The sequence below is a fragment of the Bacillus thuringiensis genome, from assembly GCF_001182785.1.
GTDB classification, from domain to species: domain Bacteria; phylum Bacillota; class Bacilli; order Bacillales; family Bacillaceae_G; genus Bacillus_A; species Bacillus_A thuringiensis_S.
The window spans coordinates 742,501-755,246 of the sequence record NZ_CP012099.1; the positions used below are offsets into that span (position 1 = coordinate 742,501).

Sequence of the window (12,746 nt, forward strand, 5' to 3'; positions counted from 1 at the left end):
TATGGAGCCAGCCGCCTAAGGTGGGACAGATGATTGGGGTGAAGTCGTAACAAGGTAGCCGTATCGGAAGGTGCGGCTGGATCACCTCCTTTCTATGGAGAATTGATGAACGCTGTTCATCAATATAAGTTTCCGTGTTTCGTTTTGTTCAGTTTTGAGAGAACTATCTCTCATATATAAATGTATGTTCTTTGAAAACTAGATAACAGTGTAGCTCATATTTTTTTAATTTTAGTTTGGTTAAGTTAGAAAGGGCGCACGGTGGATGCCTTGACACTAGGAGTCGATGAAGGACGGGACTAACGCCGATATGCTTCGGGGAGCTGTAAGTAAGCTTTGATCCGAAGATTTCCGAATGGGGAAACCCACTATACGTAATGGTATGGTATCCTTACCTGAATACATAGGGTATGGAAGACAGACCCAGGGAACTGAAACATCTAAGTACCTGGAGGAAGAGAAAGCAAATGCGATTTCCTGAGTAGCGGCGAGCGAAACGGAACATAGCCCAAACCAAGAGGCTTGCCTCTTGGGGTTGTAGGACATTCTATACGGAGTTACAAAGGAACGAGGTAGACGAAGCGACCTGGAAAGGTCCGTCGTAGAGGGTAACAACCCCGTAGTCGAAACTTCGTTCTCTCTTGAATGTATCCTGAGTACGGCGGAACACGTGAAATTCCGTCGGAATCTGGGAGGACCATCTCCCAAGGCTAAATACTCCCTAGTGATCGATAGTGAACCAGTACCGTGAGGGAAAGGTGAAAAGCACCCCGGAAGGGGAGTGAAAGAGATCCTGAAACCGTGTGCCTACAAATAGTCAGAGCCCGTTAATGGGTGATGGCGTGCCTTTTGTAGAATGAACCGGCGAGTTACGATCCCGTGCGAGGTTAAGCTGAAGAGGCGGAGCCGCAGCGAAAGCGAGTCTGAATAGGGCGTTTAGTACGTGGTCGTAGACCCGAAACCAGGTGATCTACCCATGTCCAGGGTGAAGTTCAGGTAACACTGAATGGAGGCCCGAACCCACGCACGTTGAAAAGTGCGGGGATGAGGTGTGGGTAGCGGAGAAATTCCAATCGAACCTGGAGATAGCTGGTTCTCCCCGAAATAGCTTTAGGGCTAGCCTTAAGTGTAAGAGTCTTGGAGGTAGAGCACTGATTGAACTAGGGGTCCTCATCGGATTACCGAATTCAGTCAAACTCCGAATGCCAATGACTTATCCTTAGGAGTCAGACTGCGAGTGATAAGATCCGTAGTCAAGAGGGAAACAGCCCAGATCGCCAGCTAAGGTCCCAAAGTGTGTATTAAGTGGAAAAGGATGTGGAGTTGCTTAGACAACTAGGATGTTGGCTTAGAAGCAGCCACCATTTAAAGAGTGCGTAATAGCTCACTAGTCGAGTGACTCTGCGCCGAAAATGTACCGGGGCTAAATACACCACCGAAGCTGCGAATTGATACCAATGGTATCAATGGTAGGGGAGCGTTCTAAGTGCAGTGAAGTCAGACCGGAAGGACTGGTGGAGCGCTTAGAAGTGAGAATGCCGGTATGAGTAGCGAAAGACGGGTGAGAATCCCGTCCACCGAATGCCTAAGGTTTCCTGAGGAAGGCTCGTCCGCTCAGGGTTAGTCAGGACCTAAGCCGAGGCCGACAGGCGTAGGCGATGGACAACAGGTTGATATTCCTGTACCACCTCTTTATCGTTTGAGCAATGGAGGGACGCAGAAGGATAGAAGAAGCGTGCGATTGGTTGTGCACGTCCAAGCAGTTAGGCTGATAAGTAGGCAAATCCGCTTATCGTGAAGGCTGAGCTGTGATGGGGAAGCTCCTTATGGAGCGAAGTCTTTGATTCCCCGCTGCCAAGAAAAGCTTCTAGCGAGATAAAAGGTGCCTGTACCGCAAACCGACACAGGTAGGCGAGGAGAGAATCCTAAGGTGTGCGAGAGAACTCTGGTTAAGGAACTCGGCAAAATGACCCCGTAACTTCGGGAGAAGGGGTGCTTTCTTAACGGAAAGCCGCAGTGAATAGGCCCAAGCGACTGTTTAGCAAAAACACAGCTCTCTGCGAAGCCGTAAGGCGAAGTATAGGGGGTGACACCTGCCCGGTGCTGGAAGGTTAAGGAGAGGGGTTAGCGTAAGCGAAGCTCTGAACTGAAGCCCCAGTAAACGGCGGCCGTAACTATAACGGTCCTAAGGTAGCGAAATTCCTTGTCGGGTAAGTTCCGACCCGCACGAAAGGTGTAACGATTTGGGCACTGTCTCAACCAGAGACTCGGTGAAATTATAGTACCTGTGAAGATGCAGGTTACCCGCGACAGGACGGAAAGACCCCGTGGAGCTTTACTGTAGCCTGATATTGAATTTTGGTACAGTTTGTACAGGATAGGCGGGAGCCATTGAAACCGGAGCGCTAGCTTCGGTGGAGGCGCTGGTGGGATACCGCCCTGACTGTATTGAAATTCTAACCTACGGGTCTTATCGACCCGGGAGACAGTGTCAGGTGGGCAGTTTGACTGGGGCGGTCGCCTCCTAAAGTGTAACGGAGGCGCCCAAAGGTTCCCTCAGAATGGTTGGAAATCATTCGTAGAGTGCAAAGGCATAAGGGAGCTTGACTGCGAGACCTACAAGTCGAGCAGGGACGAAAGTCGGGCTTAGTGATCCGGTGGTTCCGCATGGAAGGGCCATCGCTCAACGGATAAAAGCTACCCCGGGGATAACAGGCTTATCTCCCCCAAGAGTCCACATCGACGGGGAGGTTTGGCACCTCGATGTCGGCTCATCGCATCCTGGGGCTGTAGTCGGTCCCAAGGGTTGGGCTGTTCGCCCATTAAAGCGGTACGCGAGCTGGGTTCAGAACGTCGTGAGACAGTTCGGTCCCTATCCGTCGTGGGCGTAGGAAATTTGAGAGGAGCTGTCCTTAGTACGAGAGGACCGGGATGGACGCACCGCTGGTGTACCAGTTGTTCTGCCAAGGGCATAGCTGGGTAGCTATGTGCGGAAGGGATAAGTGCTGAAAGCATCTAAGCATGAAGCCCCCCTCAAGATGAGATTTCCCATAGCGTAAGCTAGTAAGATCCCTGAAAGATGATCAGGTTGATAGGTTCGAGGTGGAAGCATGGTGACATGTGGAGCTGACGAATACTAATAGATCGAGGACTTAACCATATAATATGAAGCAAATGTTATCTAGTTTTGAGAGAACATAAAAAACTTGTTGACTTTTAAAGTAAATAAGTTATAATAATGATTGTCTCAAAAGAATAATGTCTGGTAATGATGGCAGAGAGGTCACACCCGTTCCCATACCGAACACGGAAGTTAAGCTCTCTAGCGCCGATGGTAGTTGGGACCTTGTCCCTGTGAGAGTAGGACGTTGCCAGGCAAAATGGAGGATTAGCTCAGCTGGGAGAGCACCTGCCTTACAAGCAGGGGGTCGGCGGTTCGATCCCGTCATCCTCCACCATATATGTCGGAGGGGTAGCGAAGTGGCTAAACGCGGCGGACTGTAAATCCGCTCCTTCGGGTTCGGCAGTTCGAATCTGCCCCCCTCCACCATTCTTAATTAATGGGCTATAGCCAAGCGGTAAGGCAACGGACTTTGACTCCGTCATGCGCTGGTTCGAATCCAGCTAGCCCAGCCATTAAGAGCCATTAGCTCAGTTGGTAGAGCATCTGACTTTTAATCAGAGGGTCGAAGGTTCGAATCCTTCATGGCTCACCATTTTTAATAAAACATGCGGGTGTGGCGGAATTGGCAGACGCACTAGACTTAGGATCTAGCGCCTTTGGCGTGGGGGTTCGACTCCCTTCACCCGCACTTTTAATAAAATAACTCATACATGTCTTGCGGAAGTAGTTCAGTGGTAGAATACAACCTTGCCAAGGTTGGGGTCGCGGGTTCGAATCCCGTCTTCCGCTCCAATTTTCAATATGACATGCCGGGGTGGCGGAACAGGCAGACGCACAGGACTTAAAATCCTGCGGTGGGTGACCACCGTGCGGGTTCGACCCCCGCCCTCGGCACCATATGCGCCCGTAGCTCAATTGGATAGAGCGTTTGACTACGGATCAAGAGGTTAGGGGTTCGACTCCTCTCGGGCGCGCTTTTATTAACGGGAAGTGGCTCAGCTTGGTAGAGCACCTGGTTTGGGACCAGGGGGTCGCAGGTTCAAATCCTGTCTTCCCGATATTCAAAAAAACATGGGGCCTTAGCTCAGCTGGGAGAGCGCCTGCCTTGCACGCAGGAGGTCAGCGGTTCGATCCCGCTAGGCTCCACTTTATTTAATATATGTCTCGGAGGTATACCCAAGTTCGGCTGAAGGGATCGGTCTTGAAAACCGACAGGCGGTGAGAATCGCGCGGGGGTTCGAATCCCTCTACCTCCTCCATTTTTTTTATGATTTAGACATATAATAATAAAATATTTATTTTTTCCTTCATGGAGGTATACCCAAGTTCGGCTGAAGGGATCGGTCTTGAAAACCGACAGGCGGCGAGAGTCGCGCGGGGGTTCGAATCCCTCTACCTCCTCCATTTTTTAATTTCATATTGTCGCGGGGTGGAGCAGCACGGTAGCTCGTCGGGCTCATAACCCGAAGGTCGCAGGTTCAAATCCTGTCCCCGCAACCAAATGGTCCCGTGGTGTAGTGGTTAACATGCCTGCCTGTCACGCAGGAGATCGCCGGTTCGACCCCGGTCGGGACCGCCATTTATGTTGGCTCGGTAGCTCAGTCGGTAGAGCAGAGGACTGAAAATCCTCGTGTCGGCGGTTCGATTCCGTCCCGAGCCACCATTTTTTTTATGCCGGCTTAGCTCAATTGGTAGAGCAACTGACTTGTAATCAGTAGGTTGGGGGTTCAAGTCCTCTAGCCGGCATCATTTAGGGGCATAGTTTAAAGGTAGAACTGAGGTCTCCAAAACCTCCAGTGTGGGTTCGATTCCTACTGCCCCTGTAAAGTATATGGGCCTATAGCTCAGCTGGTTAGAGCGCACGCCTGATAAGCGTGAGGTCGATGGTTCGAGTCCATTTAGGCCCACCATATATTATTCCGCAGTAGCTCAGTGGTAGAGCTATCGGCTGTTAACCGATCGGTCGTAGGTTCGAGTCCTACCTGCGGAGCCATGGCCCGTTGGTCAAGTGGTTAAGACACCGCCCTTTCACGGCGGTAACACGGGTTCGAATCCCGTACGGGTCATAAAAAAAAGAGTCAGCATTATGCTGGCTCTTTTTTATTTTGTTGATCCTTTTTATCATGTTACTTTCCAGAAATAAATAAAGGGATTTTGGAAAAGCTATGGTATGTATAAAAAGGAGGAAATAAATAATGACACGAGTTAGAGACTTAATGAGTACCCATATTGTACATTGTACACCGCTAGACAATGTATATGAGGCAGCTGTAAAAATGAAGGAAGAATCGGTTGGATTAATTCCTGTTGTTGAAAATGAGCAAGTTGTTGGGCTTGTTACTGATCGAGATTTAGTTGTTCGAGGGATTGCTGAAAAACATCCTGGATCTAATAAAATTACAAATGTAATGACAACAAATATTATCTCAGTTTCTCCAAATGATCCTATTGAAAAAGCTACAGAGCTAATGGCACAGTATCAAATTAGACGGTTACCAGTAGTTGATAGTGGTCAGCTTATTGGTATGTTAGCACTAGGAGATTTAGCTATAAGGGAATCGGCAGATGATCAAGCTGGATTTGCCTTGAGCGAAATTTCAGAGCGTACAGAGTAAATTGAAACTTTAATTAACCGAGATTTTAATGGTTACTCATAAAGAGCTAAACTATATATAAAATTCAGATGCATTATTCTAGCATATATGGATTAAACTAATATGTTAGCGTGATGTATCTGAGACATTATATAATAAGTATATGGTTAATAATTTCGACAGTTTTTTAAAATTTGTTATTCTTAATTTTTAATAAGAGAAAAGATGATATACTGATAGATATAAGTATTATGAGAGATTTTGAATATAACAATATTAATTTTTAATGGTGCGATAATAACTTAATATTTCCTACATAGATGAAAGGGAAGGGGAATTATATGAAGGCTGTACAGGGCGATCCAAATTGGAATTTGGTTACAGATACATATATAGAACCAAATAATTTCGCTGAATTATTTTCTTTGCTTGTACCTTGTCACCCAAAAGGTGAGGGGAAAGAACGAACTATATTAGTATGGAAAGAGAAAGAATTTTATAAAGAAGAAAATTTAGCCGCATTTATTGTATATGGCATGAATAAAGTAAAGAATTTACCGCAGTTTCATAAAGATGAAATTCCAACTTTAGTGCGTATTCTTCGCTTATGCCAAGAGATTGGTTGGTATGAAGAAGCAAATGCTTTTATGATAGCACAAGGATTAGCTGAGTTTGTTCATACTTCATTGGAATATGAAACATGGGATCTTTTGACGCAATCAGTTGCTTTAAACTATTTAATTATTAAATATCGTATCGGCGAATTGACAGATAGAGATATTAAAATTTGGGATAGAGTTAAATTTAATGAAAAATGTATAACAGATTGTAAACATTTATTATCTCATAAAGAAGTATTGGAATTTACATTCTTTTATATGTGCAAGAGAGCAAAATCATTATCAAAAGAGCAATTAAATAGTGATATGATGAGTTTAGCAATGTATTGTAATACTTTTGTATATGATTTATATACACATGATTTATTACGGAAATATCGCAAGTGTACAGATTTCCTATCATATTATGGGCCTAGTCAGGCAGTTTTAGCATGTCAAAGAGCTGTATTATCTCAAATTTCCGATCGCTTAGACCCGTTAAAGACAACTCATGTAGATGATTATTTATATGTGATGAAAGAAATGATGGAGCATATGACGATAGGAGTAATGGATCGATATGGTCATTTTATTGGAAAGCTACTATCTTATGTGCCATTTTTCGAAATGATACAAGTTCCACAGCATGCATATTATTGTGAAGAGTTACTGTATATTTGTAAGGGCATTGAATATAAAGAAGAAACACTACGCAATTATATATTTATACAATTACATGATTGTTTACCATCATTCTTTAGGCTATTTCTTAAAAATAAGCGTTACGCAACGATTCATGATATTCTTTTCTATTGGTGCGATGATGAACAACGAATGAGCTTAGAGAAAAAATATAATTTGAGCTTTATTTATGAAAAATATGCTTGTGGATAAACAATATTTTCGATATGAAAAATTAATATAAATTAAAAAGGATCTCCGGTTTATGTGAGATCCTTTTTTGTTAGTAAAACAAGGAGAAAGTGATTAAGACAAGAAACAACATTCCATATAGGAGAAGTTGTGCAGTGTAACTTCCTTGTATACCAAAAAAAGTATTAGCTTTTTCATACAAATTCAATATGTATTTTATTGGAGTATCTTTGAAAGATTGGTACACAGTGTCTCCTCTTTCTAAGCTTCTTGTTTTTGTTTTTGGTTATAAGGGACATTAATATATCTAGCTACAAATAACAAAACAGCCATAAAGAATACTGGAAATACAGTAGATAAATAAAAGCCATTACTAATTATATTTGTTATGAGAGCACTCAAAAGAAAAATAGCATTATAAATATGGGCAATTTTTTGTTTTAGTTGTACTTGAAATGATTCCATCATAATTTCTAATGCAACAAAAGCAATAATAATAGATAAAAATACAATGTTTGTATTGTAAATGATTAAACAACAGATTAAACCTAAAAAGGCTACGTATTCAATTATAAGAGGTATATTGCGTGGCATACAATTTACCTAACTAAATATGGCAGTGGATTTACTGCATTTGTTTTTTCAAAATTCCATTCTCCATTATGTAATTCAAAATGAAGATGTTGCCCGTATGAATGACCTGTGTTTCCCATATGACCTACTAATTGTCCAGTTTGTACTTGATCACCAGTTTGTACAGTGCGATCCTTCATATGGGCATAAACAGTTGTATATAATTTCCCATTGATTTGATGCGCAATGAACACAACATTTCCATAGCTAGCTGAATAATAAGATTTCACAACTTTACCTGCAGCAGCAGCTTGGATAGAGACGTTCCCTGGAGCGGCAATATCTATACCATAATGCATTTGTTCCCAGCGTATATCAAAGGTTGAGCTAATTCTTCCTTGAGCAGGGAATTTGAAAGCAGCTGGAATAGATGAAGGTTGCTCTGTTTTAGCTTGTGGTTGATTTTGTACTACATAGTGTTTTGCTACATATCCGTATCCTGTGCCAAAACGAATTTTATACCAAGTTCCTACAGTTTCTACTACTTGTACTTGTGTACCGTTTTGTAATGAACCGAGTAGAGCGCTACTTGTACTAGTGTTGCTACGTACATTCAGATTAGGTGTTGCAACAGTATATTTTGTATTATTTTGAACGGTGATTCCTTTTACTAAGGGCTGTGAACCATTAGAAACGAATGCTTTTTGTACGTAACCTGTTTGGCCATTGTGTGATATTTTATACCATTCGCCTTGATCTTCTTGAACGGTAATGAACTTGCCATTTGGTAATACATCTAAAATGGAAGATTCTAAATTAGGTTCAGAGCGAACGTTTAATGCATTAGCATTGACGATGTATTGATCATTAGATTGAAGTTTGTTTTTTAGTAAAATAGCATCTTTTTGTACATAACCTACTTTATTATGAACAGATACTTTATACCAACCATTAGTTGTTTCAAGGATGTTCACTTTTGTATTAAAGCGAATTGTATCAATTGATGTGCTTTTTACGTTATCTTTTGTATGTAATGCTACTTGATCGACTTTGACATACCCAGTTTTAATATTAGATAATTGTTCAGCGTTTGCTTTTTGTACATTTGTTTCACCCATAGAAGGAAGTAAAGAAGCAATCGCTACAGTAGTTGCTGTTAAAGCAGTAGCTTTCATATTCATGGAATAGAGACCTCCTCTAGTTGTATAGTTGTAATTTTATTATAGTATAAAGATATAATATAGTGGGTGTATTCACATAAATGTAATATGAAATCAATATAAAAATAAATTTTTTGAGGATAATGATTCCCTTTTATACAATTAATTGGGGTTTTATTTTCTAAAATAGAATGTATGTATTTTATAACTTCAATATTTTGTTGATAATTAAGAAAATTAAAACAGTTGATGATGTCTTATTAGGGTGTTATACTGACAGTGATAATTTTATAGTTTGCTAGGAGAGCTGGTGTTGCCAGCTGAGAGTAGGCCGTAAGCCTTTGATCCTTTTTATTACCTGATCTAGATTATGCTAGCGTAGGGAAGCAATTCGGACACTAACAATGAGTCCCCGTTTCTTTGCGTATAGAAACGGGGCTTTTTTATTTGAAAATTTCATATTGAAACCACTAGGGGTGCTTGATTTGCTGAGAGAGGAATAATCCTTAACCCTTATAACACCTGATCTAGGTAATACTAGCGAAGGGAAGTGGAACATCGAATAAATGTATAATTTTATTTGCTGTAACCACTTCTTATATATAGAAGTGGTTTTTTATTTAGATACATATATTGAAAGGGGATAGAGAAATGAAATTTTGCGATAGATTATTAGAAACTGTGCAACCAGTTTGGGAGATGAGTCATAATCATCCGTTTGTAGTGGGTATGGGAGATGGCACGTTAGAAAAAGATAAATTCCAGTATTATATTATTCAAGATTATTTATATCTGCTAGATTATGCAAAGTTATATGCGATTGGTGTTGTAAAAGCAACGAATCCACAAGTAATGGGAAAGTTCGCTGAACAAATTGATGGAATATTAAATGGCGAAATGACAATCCATAAACAATATGCAAAAAGACTTGGAATTTCTATAGAGGAGATAGAGTCTGCGAAACCATCTGCTAAAAATTTAGCTTATACAAATTACATGATGTCTGTATCTCAAAATGGCACACTTGCGGAATTAATAGCAGCGCTTCTTCCTTGTATGTGGAGCTACTGGGAAATTGGAAAGCGTTTAAATGATATTCCTGGAGCAAGAGATCATGAGTTTTTTGGTGAGTGGATTCAAGGATATAGTTCGGAAGAATACGGTAATCTTTGTATTTGGTTAATAGATTTATTAAATGAAATGGCAGTTGGAAAGTCTGAGAAAGAACTAGATAGATTAGAGGAGATTTTCTTATATTCCAGTCGATTTGAATATTTATTCTGGGATATGTCCTATCGTAAGGAGATGTGGGGATTTGAGGAGGAAGAACATACTACAGTTTCATAATGTTTCTTTTCATTACGATGAGAAACCAATCATCCATGAATTAAATGCTTCTATACATGAGAAAGAGTTTGTCAGTATTATCGGACCGAGTGGATGTGGGAAAAGTACTTTATTTCGCCTTATTACAGGCCTAGAGAAGGTAAGTACTGGACAGATAGAACTGACAGAAACAAAGCACCATCCTGTAGGGTATATGCCGCAAAAAGATATGCTTTTGCCGTGGAGAACAATTATTGAGAATGCCGCCTTGCCGCTAGAGTGCCAAGGTGTACAGAAGAAAGAAGCACAAGTAAAGGCAAAGGAACTGTTATATAAATTTGGTTTACAAGGATATGAGACAAAACATCCGAAAGATTTATCTGGTGGTATGAGGCAACGCGTATCTTTTATCCGAACTTTATTAACGGGCGGGGAGATATTGTTATTAGATGAACCGTTTAGCGCGTTAGATGCTTTAACGAAGGCCTCTTTACAAGAATGGTTGTTTGAACAATGGCAAGAGTGGGAAAAAACAATTTTATTCATTACTCATGATGTTGAAGAAGCGTTATTTCTTTCGAACCGAGTTTTAGTAGTGGAACAGCAGCCGATAACGACTTTGACTGAGCGGATTGTACCGCTTGATCATAACAGAACACGAAAAGATTTATATAAACCGGAAGTGTTAGCGCTGAAAGATGAGCTTCTTAGTATGTTACAAAGGCAGGTACTTGTGTGATGAACCGATTGAAAGAATTAGTTCCTGCTATTACACTTTCTAGTATTTTACTTGCTGTGTGGGAAATAGGAGCAAGAATTGTAGATGAGATGTACATTTTACCGTCACCGTCTGCGATTGTAATGAAGATATGGAAACTAAAAGACATATTATTTACGGTTCATTTACCTGCAACGTTATACGTCGTTTTAATAGGTGTTGTGATTTCTATCGTATTAGGTGTAGGGCTAGCGATGTTAATGAATGCGAGTACATGGATGGAAAGAGCATTTTATCCATTATTAGTTGCTTCACAAACGATTCCGATTACTGCGCTTGCTCCGTTATTTGTTTTATGGTTTGGATACACAATCTGGAGTAAGGTTGTTGTCACAGTTTTAATTACGTTTTTCCCGATTGCGGTCAATACATATGATGGACTGCGTAGTACGAAAAAAGAATGGGAGGAGCTCTTAGTTACATATGGAGCAACGAAAAGAGATATTTTTCTTAAACTAAAGTTGCCGTCTGCTCTTCCTTATTTTTTCTCAGCTTTAAAAATTGCAGTTCCGCTTAGTGTTATCGGAGCAGCAATTGGAGAATGGCTCGGTGCACAAGCTGGACTTGGATATTTCAGTAAGAGAATGATGACGCAGTTAGATGGAGCTGGCGTATTTGCACCCATTGTATTGTTATCATTATTAGCTATTTTCTTCGTCGTACTTATTTCCATATTAGAAAAGAAATTCATTAGTTGGAGGAAGCATTCATGAAATTTTTAAAGCGCATCTTTGTGTTTACATTATTAATTGCAATGATTGCAGGATGTTCGAGTAATTCAGCATCAGACAAAAGTAAAAAAGAGAAAGAAATAACAGTCATGTTAGATTGGTATCCAAATGCGGTACATAGCTTTATTTATGCAGCAATTGAAAAAGGATACTTTAAAGAAGAAGGTGTAAAGGTAAATATTAAATTCCCTTCTAATCCGACTGATCCATTAACATTGGCAGCAGCAGGGAAGGTGACAGTTGGCTTGTATTATCAGCCAGATGTTGTTATGGCAAGAGCAAATGAGCAAATTCCAGTGAAATCAATTGGGGCTGTCGTACGTTCGCCATTAAATCATGTCGTATCGCTGAAATCAGCGGGCATTCAATCACCGAAAGATTTAGAAGGAAAAACAGTAGGATATTCTGGAACACCTTTAAGTGAGATGTATTTAAAAACGATGGTAAAAGAAGCTGGTGGTAATCCTGATACAGTGAAAGTAGTTGATGTTGGATTTGATTTAGTACCAGCCTTAATTACGAAAAAAGTGGATGCGGTAACAGGGGCATACATTAATCATGAAGTACCGGTTATGCGTCATGAAGGCCATGAACCAGCTTACTTTAATCCAGCTGATTACGGAGTACCGAACTATCATGAGCTTGTGTTTGTAACAGGTGATAAAACGTTGAAAAAAGATAAAGAAGCGTTGCAAGCTTTCTTACGTGGTACGAAAAAAGGCTATGATTTCATGAAGAAAAACCCAGATGAAGCATTGAATATTTTATTAAATCATCAAGAAAAAGAAAACTTCCCACTTGTGCCAGAAGTTGAAAAGGAAAGTATGAAAATTTTATTAGAGAAGATGGAAACGAAAGATGAGCCATTTTTATCAGATTCAAAAGAATCTTGGGAGAAACAAAATAAATGGCTGAAGGACAAAGGAATGACGAAAGAAACTGTCCCAGCCGATGAACTATTCGAAAATATTTTAAAGTAGGCGAATGA

General features: G+C 40.8%; 8 protein-coding genes, 20 tRNA genes, 3 rRNA genes and 2 riboswitches (1 of these 33 running past the window's edge). Of the genes, 29 read left to right on the plus strand and 2 right to left on the minus strand.

Annotated features, from left to right (window positions below):
- The 25 genes from AC241_RS03745 to AC241_RS03865 all read left to right on the plus strand — a co-directional run.
- Window positions 1-92: ribosomal RNA gene (locus AC241_RS03745) — 16S ribosomal RNA — on the plus strand; it begins 1,460 nt to the left of the window's first position.
- Window positions 93-238: 146 nt separating this feature from the next.
- Window positions 239-3,160: ribosomal RNA gene (locus AC241_RS03750) — 23S ribosomal RNA — on the plus strand.
- A gap of 101 nt (window positions 3,161-3,261) precedes the next feature.
- Window positions 3,262-3,377 (plus strand): 5S ribosomal RNA (gene rrf, locus AC241_RS03755).
- The 16S, 23S and 5S rRNA genes sit together here with 20 tRNA genes alongside, the layout of an rRNA operon.
- 5 nt (window positions 3,378-3,382) lie before the next feature.
- Window positions 3,383-3,458: transfer RNA gene (locus AC241_RS03760), tRNA-Val, on the plus strand.
- An 8-nt stretch (window positions 3,459-3,466) separates the two neighbouring features.
- Window positions 3,467-3,550, plus strand: a tRNA-Tyr gene (locus AC241_RS03765).
- An 11-nt stretch (window positions 3,551-3,561) separates the two neighbouring features.
- A tRNA-Gln gene (locus AC241_RS03770) sits at window positions 3,562-3,636 on the plus strand.
- Window positions 3,637-3,640: 4 nt separating this feature from the next.
- Window positions 3,641-3,716, plus strand: a tRNA-Lys gene (locus AC241_RS03775).
- 15 nt (window positions 3,717-3,731) lie between these two features.
- A tRNA-Leu gene (locus tag AC241_RS03780) sits at window positions 3,732-3,812 on the plus strand.
- 29 nt (window positions 3,813-3,841) lie between these two features.
- A tRNA-Gly gene (locus tag AC241_RS03785) sits at window positions 3,842-3,916 on the plus strand.
- A 16-nt stretch (window positions 3,917-3,932) separates the two neighbouring features.
- A tRNA-Leu gene (locus tag AC241_RS03790) sits at window positions 3,933-4,021 on the plus strand.
- 3 nt (window positions 4,022-4,024) lie between these two features.
- Window positions 4,025-4,098 (plus strand) — tRNA-Arg (locus AC241_RS03795).
- A 10-nt stretch (window positions 4,099-4,108) separates the two neighbouring features.
- Window positions 4,109-4,182 (plus strand) — tRNA-Pro (locus AC241_RS03800).
- A gap of 15 nt (window positions 4,183-4,197) precedes the next feature.
- Window positions 4,198-4,270: transfer RNA gene (locus AC241_RS03805), tRNA-Ala, on the plus strand.
- Between the two features lie 20 nt (window positions 4,271-4,290).
- Window positions 4,291-4,383: transfer RNA gene (locus tag AC241_RS03810), tRNA-Ser, on the plus strand.
- A gap of 52 nt (window positions 4,384-4,435) precedes the next feature.
- Window positions 4,436-4,528 (plus strand) — tRNA-Ser (locus tag AC241_RS03815).
- Window positions 4,529-4,547: 19 nt separating this feature from the next.
- Window positions 4,548-4,624 (plus strand) — tRNA-Met (locus AC241_RS03820).
- 3 nt (window positions 4,625-4,627) lie between these two features.
- Window positions 4,628-4,703 (plus strand) — tRNA-Asp (locus AC241_RS03825).
- Window positions 4,704-4,711: 8 nt separating this feature from the next.
- Window positions 4,712-4,787, plus strand: a tRNA-Phe gene (locus AC241_RS03830).
- A 10-nt stretch (window positions 4,788-4,797) separates the two neighbouring features.
- A tRNA-Thr gene (locus AC241_RS03835) sits at window positions 4,798-4,870 on the plus strand.
- A gap of 6 nt (window positions 4,871-4,876) precedes the next feature.
- Window positions 4,877-4,947 (plus strand) — tRNA-Trp (locus AC241_RS03840).
- A 10-nt stretch (window positions 4,948-4,957) separates the two neighbouring features.
- Window positions 4,958-5,034, plus strand: a tRNA-Ile gene (locus AC241_RS03845).
- A gap of 8 nt (window positions 5,035-5,042) precedes the next feature.
- Window positions 5,043-5,117: transfer RNA gene (locus tag AC241_RS03850), tRNA-Asn, on the plus strand.
- 1 nt (window position 5,118) lies between these two features.
- A tRNA-Glu gene (locus tag AC241_RS03855) sits at window positions 5,119-5,190 on the plus strand.
- Window positions 5,191-5,319: 129 nt separating this feature from the next.
- Window positions 5,320-5,739 (plus strand): CBS domain-containing protein, encoded by a 420-nt coding sequence (locus AC241_RS03860; RefSeq protein WP_016082802.1) that lies wholly within the window; start codon window positions 5,320-5,322, stop codon window positions 5,737-5,739.
- A gap of 320 nt (window positions 5,740-6,059) precedes the next feature.
- Window positions 6,060-7,211 (plus strand): DUF3965 domain-containing protein, encoded by a 1,152-nt coding sequence (locus AC241_RS03865; RefSeq protein WP_029441651.1) that lies wholly within the window; start codon window positions 6,060-6,062, stop codon window positions 7,209-7,211.
- Window positions 7,212-7,451: 240 nt separating this feature from the next.
- Here AC241_RS03865 and AC241_RS03875 read toward each other — a convergent pair whose 3' ends face one another.
- Complete coding sequence (locus AC241_RS03875; RefSeq protein ID WP_001137823.1) at window positions 7,452-7,784, minus strand: hypothetical protein; 333 nt, start codon at window positions 7,782-7,784, stop codon at window positions 7,452-7,454.
- 5 nt (window positions 7,785-7,789) lie between these two features.
- Window positions 7,790-8,944: an SH3 domain-containing protein gene (locus AC241_RS03880; RefSeq protein ID WP_016082799.1), complete on the minus strand. Its 1,155-nt coding sequence runs from the start codon at window positions 8,942-8,944 to the stop codon at window positions 7,790-7,792.
- A gap of 269 nt (window positions 8,945-9,213) precedes the next feature.
- Window positions 9,214-9,325: riboswitch (TPP riboswitch) on the plus strand.
- Window positions 9,326-9,385: 60 nt separating this feature from the next.
- A riboswitch (TPP riboswitch) is annotated at window positions 9,386-9,489 on the plus strand.
- 85 nt (window positions 9,490-9,574) lie between these two features.
- On the opposite strand from AC241_RS03880, the gene tenA reads away from it, so the two are divergent.
- From tenA to AC241_RS03900, 4 genes are read left to right on the plus strand one after another with little or no spacing between them, the layout of a single operon-like run.
- Window positions 9,575-10,270, plus strand: coding sequence for a thiaminase II (gene tenA / locus AC241_RS03885; RefSeq protein WP_050842597.1), 696 nt, complete (start codon window positions 9,575-9,577; stop codon window positions 10,268-10,270).
- Window positions 10,239-10,988, plus strand: coding sequence for an ABC transporter ATP-binding protein (locus tag AC241_RS03890; protein ID WP_029441653.1), 750 nt, complete (start codon window positions 10,239-10,241; stop codon window positions 10,986-10,988). The genes tenA and AC241_RS03890 overlap by 32 nt, the downstream gene beginning before the upstream one ends.
- Complete coding sequence (locus AC241_RS03895) at window positions 10,988-11,740, plus strand: ABC transporter permease (RefSeq protein WP_001080857.1); 753 nt, start codon at window positions 10,988-10,990, stop codon at window positions 11,738-11,740. The genes AC241_RS03890 and AC241_RS03895 overlap by 1 nt, the downstream gene beginning before the upstream one ends.
- The gene (locus AC241_RS03900; protein ID WP_000670421.1) at window positions 11,737-12,738 is read left to right on the plus strand and encodes an ABC transporter substrate-binding protein; all 1,002 of its coding nucleotides are present in this window, start codon (window positions 11,737-11,739) and stop codon (window positions 12,736-12,738) included. The genes AC241_RS03895 and AC241_RS03900 overlap by 4 nt, the downstream gene beginning before the upstream one ends.
- Window positions 12,739-12,746 lie beyond the last annotated feature (8 nt).

Bases quoted from the DNA above. Each gene is read 5' to 3' on its own strand.
- AC241_RS03860 (WP_016082802.1), top strand. From the start codon at position 5,320: ATGACACGAGTTAGAGACTTAATGAGTACCCATATTGTACATTGTACA.
- AC241_RS03865 (WP_029441651.1), top strand. From the start codon at position 6,060: ATGAAGGCTGTACAGGGCGATCCAAATTGGAATTTGGTTACAGATACA.
- AC241_RS03875 (WP_001137823.1), bottom strand. From the start codon at position 7,784: ATGCCACGCAATATACCTCTTATAATTGAATACGTAGCCTTTTTAGGT.
- AC241_RS03880 (WP_016082799.1), bottom strand. From the start codon at position 8,944: ATGAATATGAAAGCTACTGCTTTAACAGCAACTACTGTAGCGATTGCT.
- tenA (WP_050842597.1), top strand. From the start codon at position 9,575: ATGAAATTTTGCGATAGATTATTAGAAACTGTGCAACCAGTTTGGGAG.
- AC241_RS03895 (WP_001080857.1), top strand. From the start codon at position 10,988: ATGAACCGATTGAAAGAATTAGTTCCTGCTATTACACTTTCTAGTATT.
- AC241_RS03900 (WP_000670421.1), top strand. From the start codon at position 11,737: ATGAAATTTTTAAAGCGCATCTTTGTGTTTACATTATTAATTGCAATG.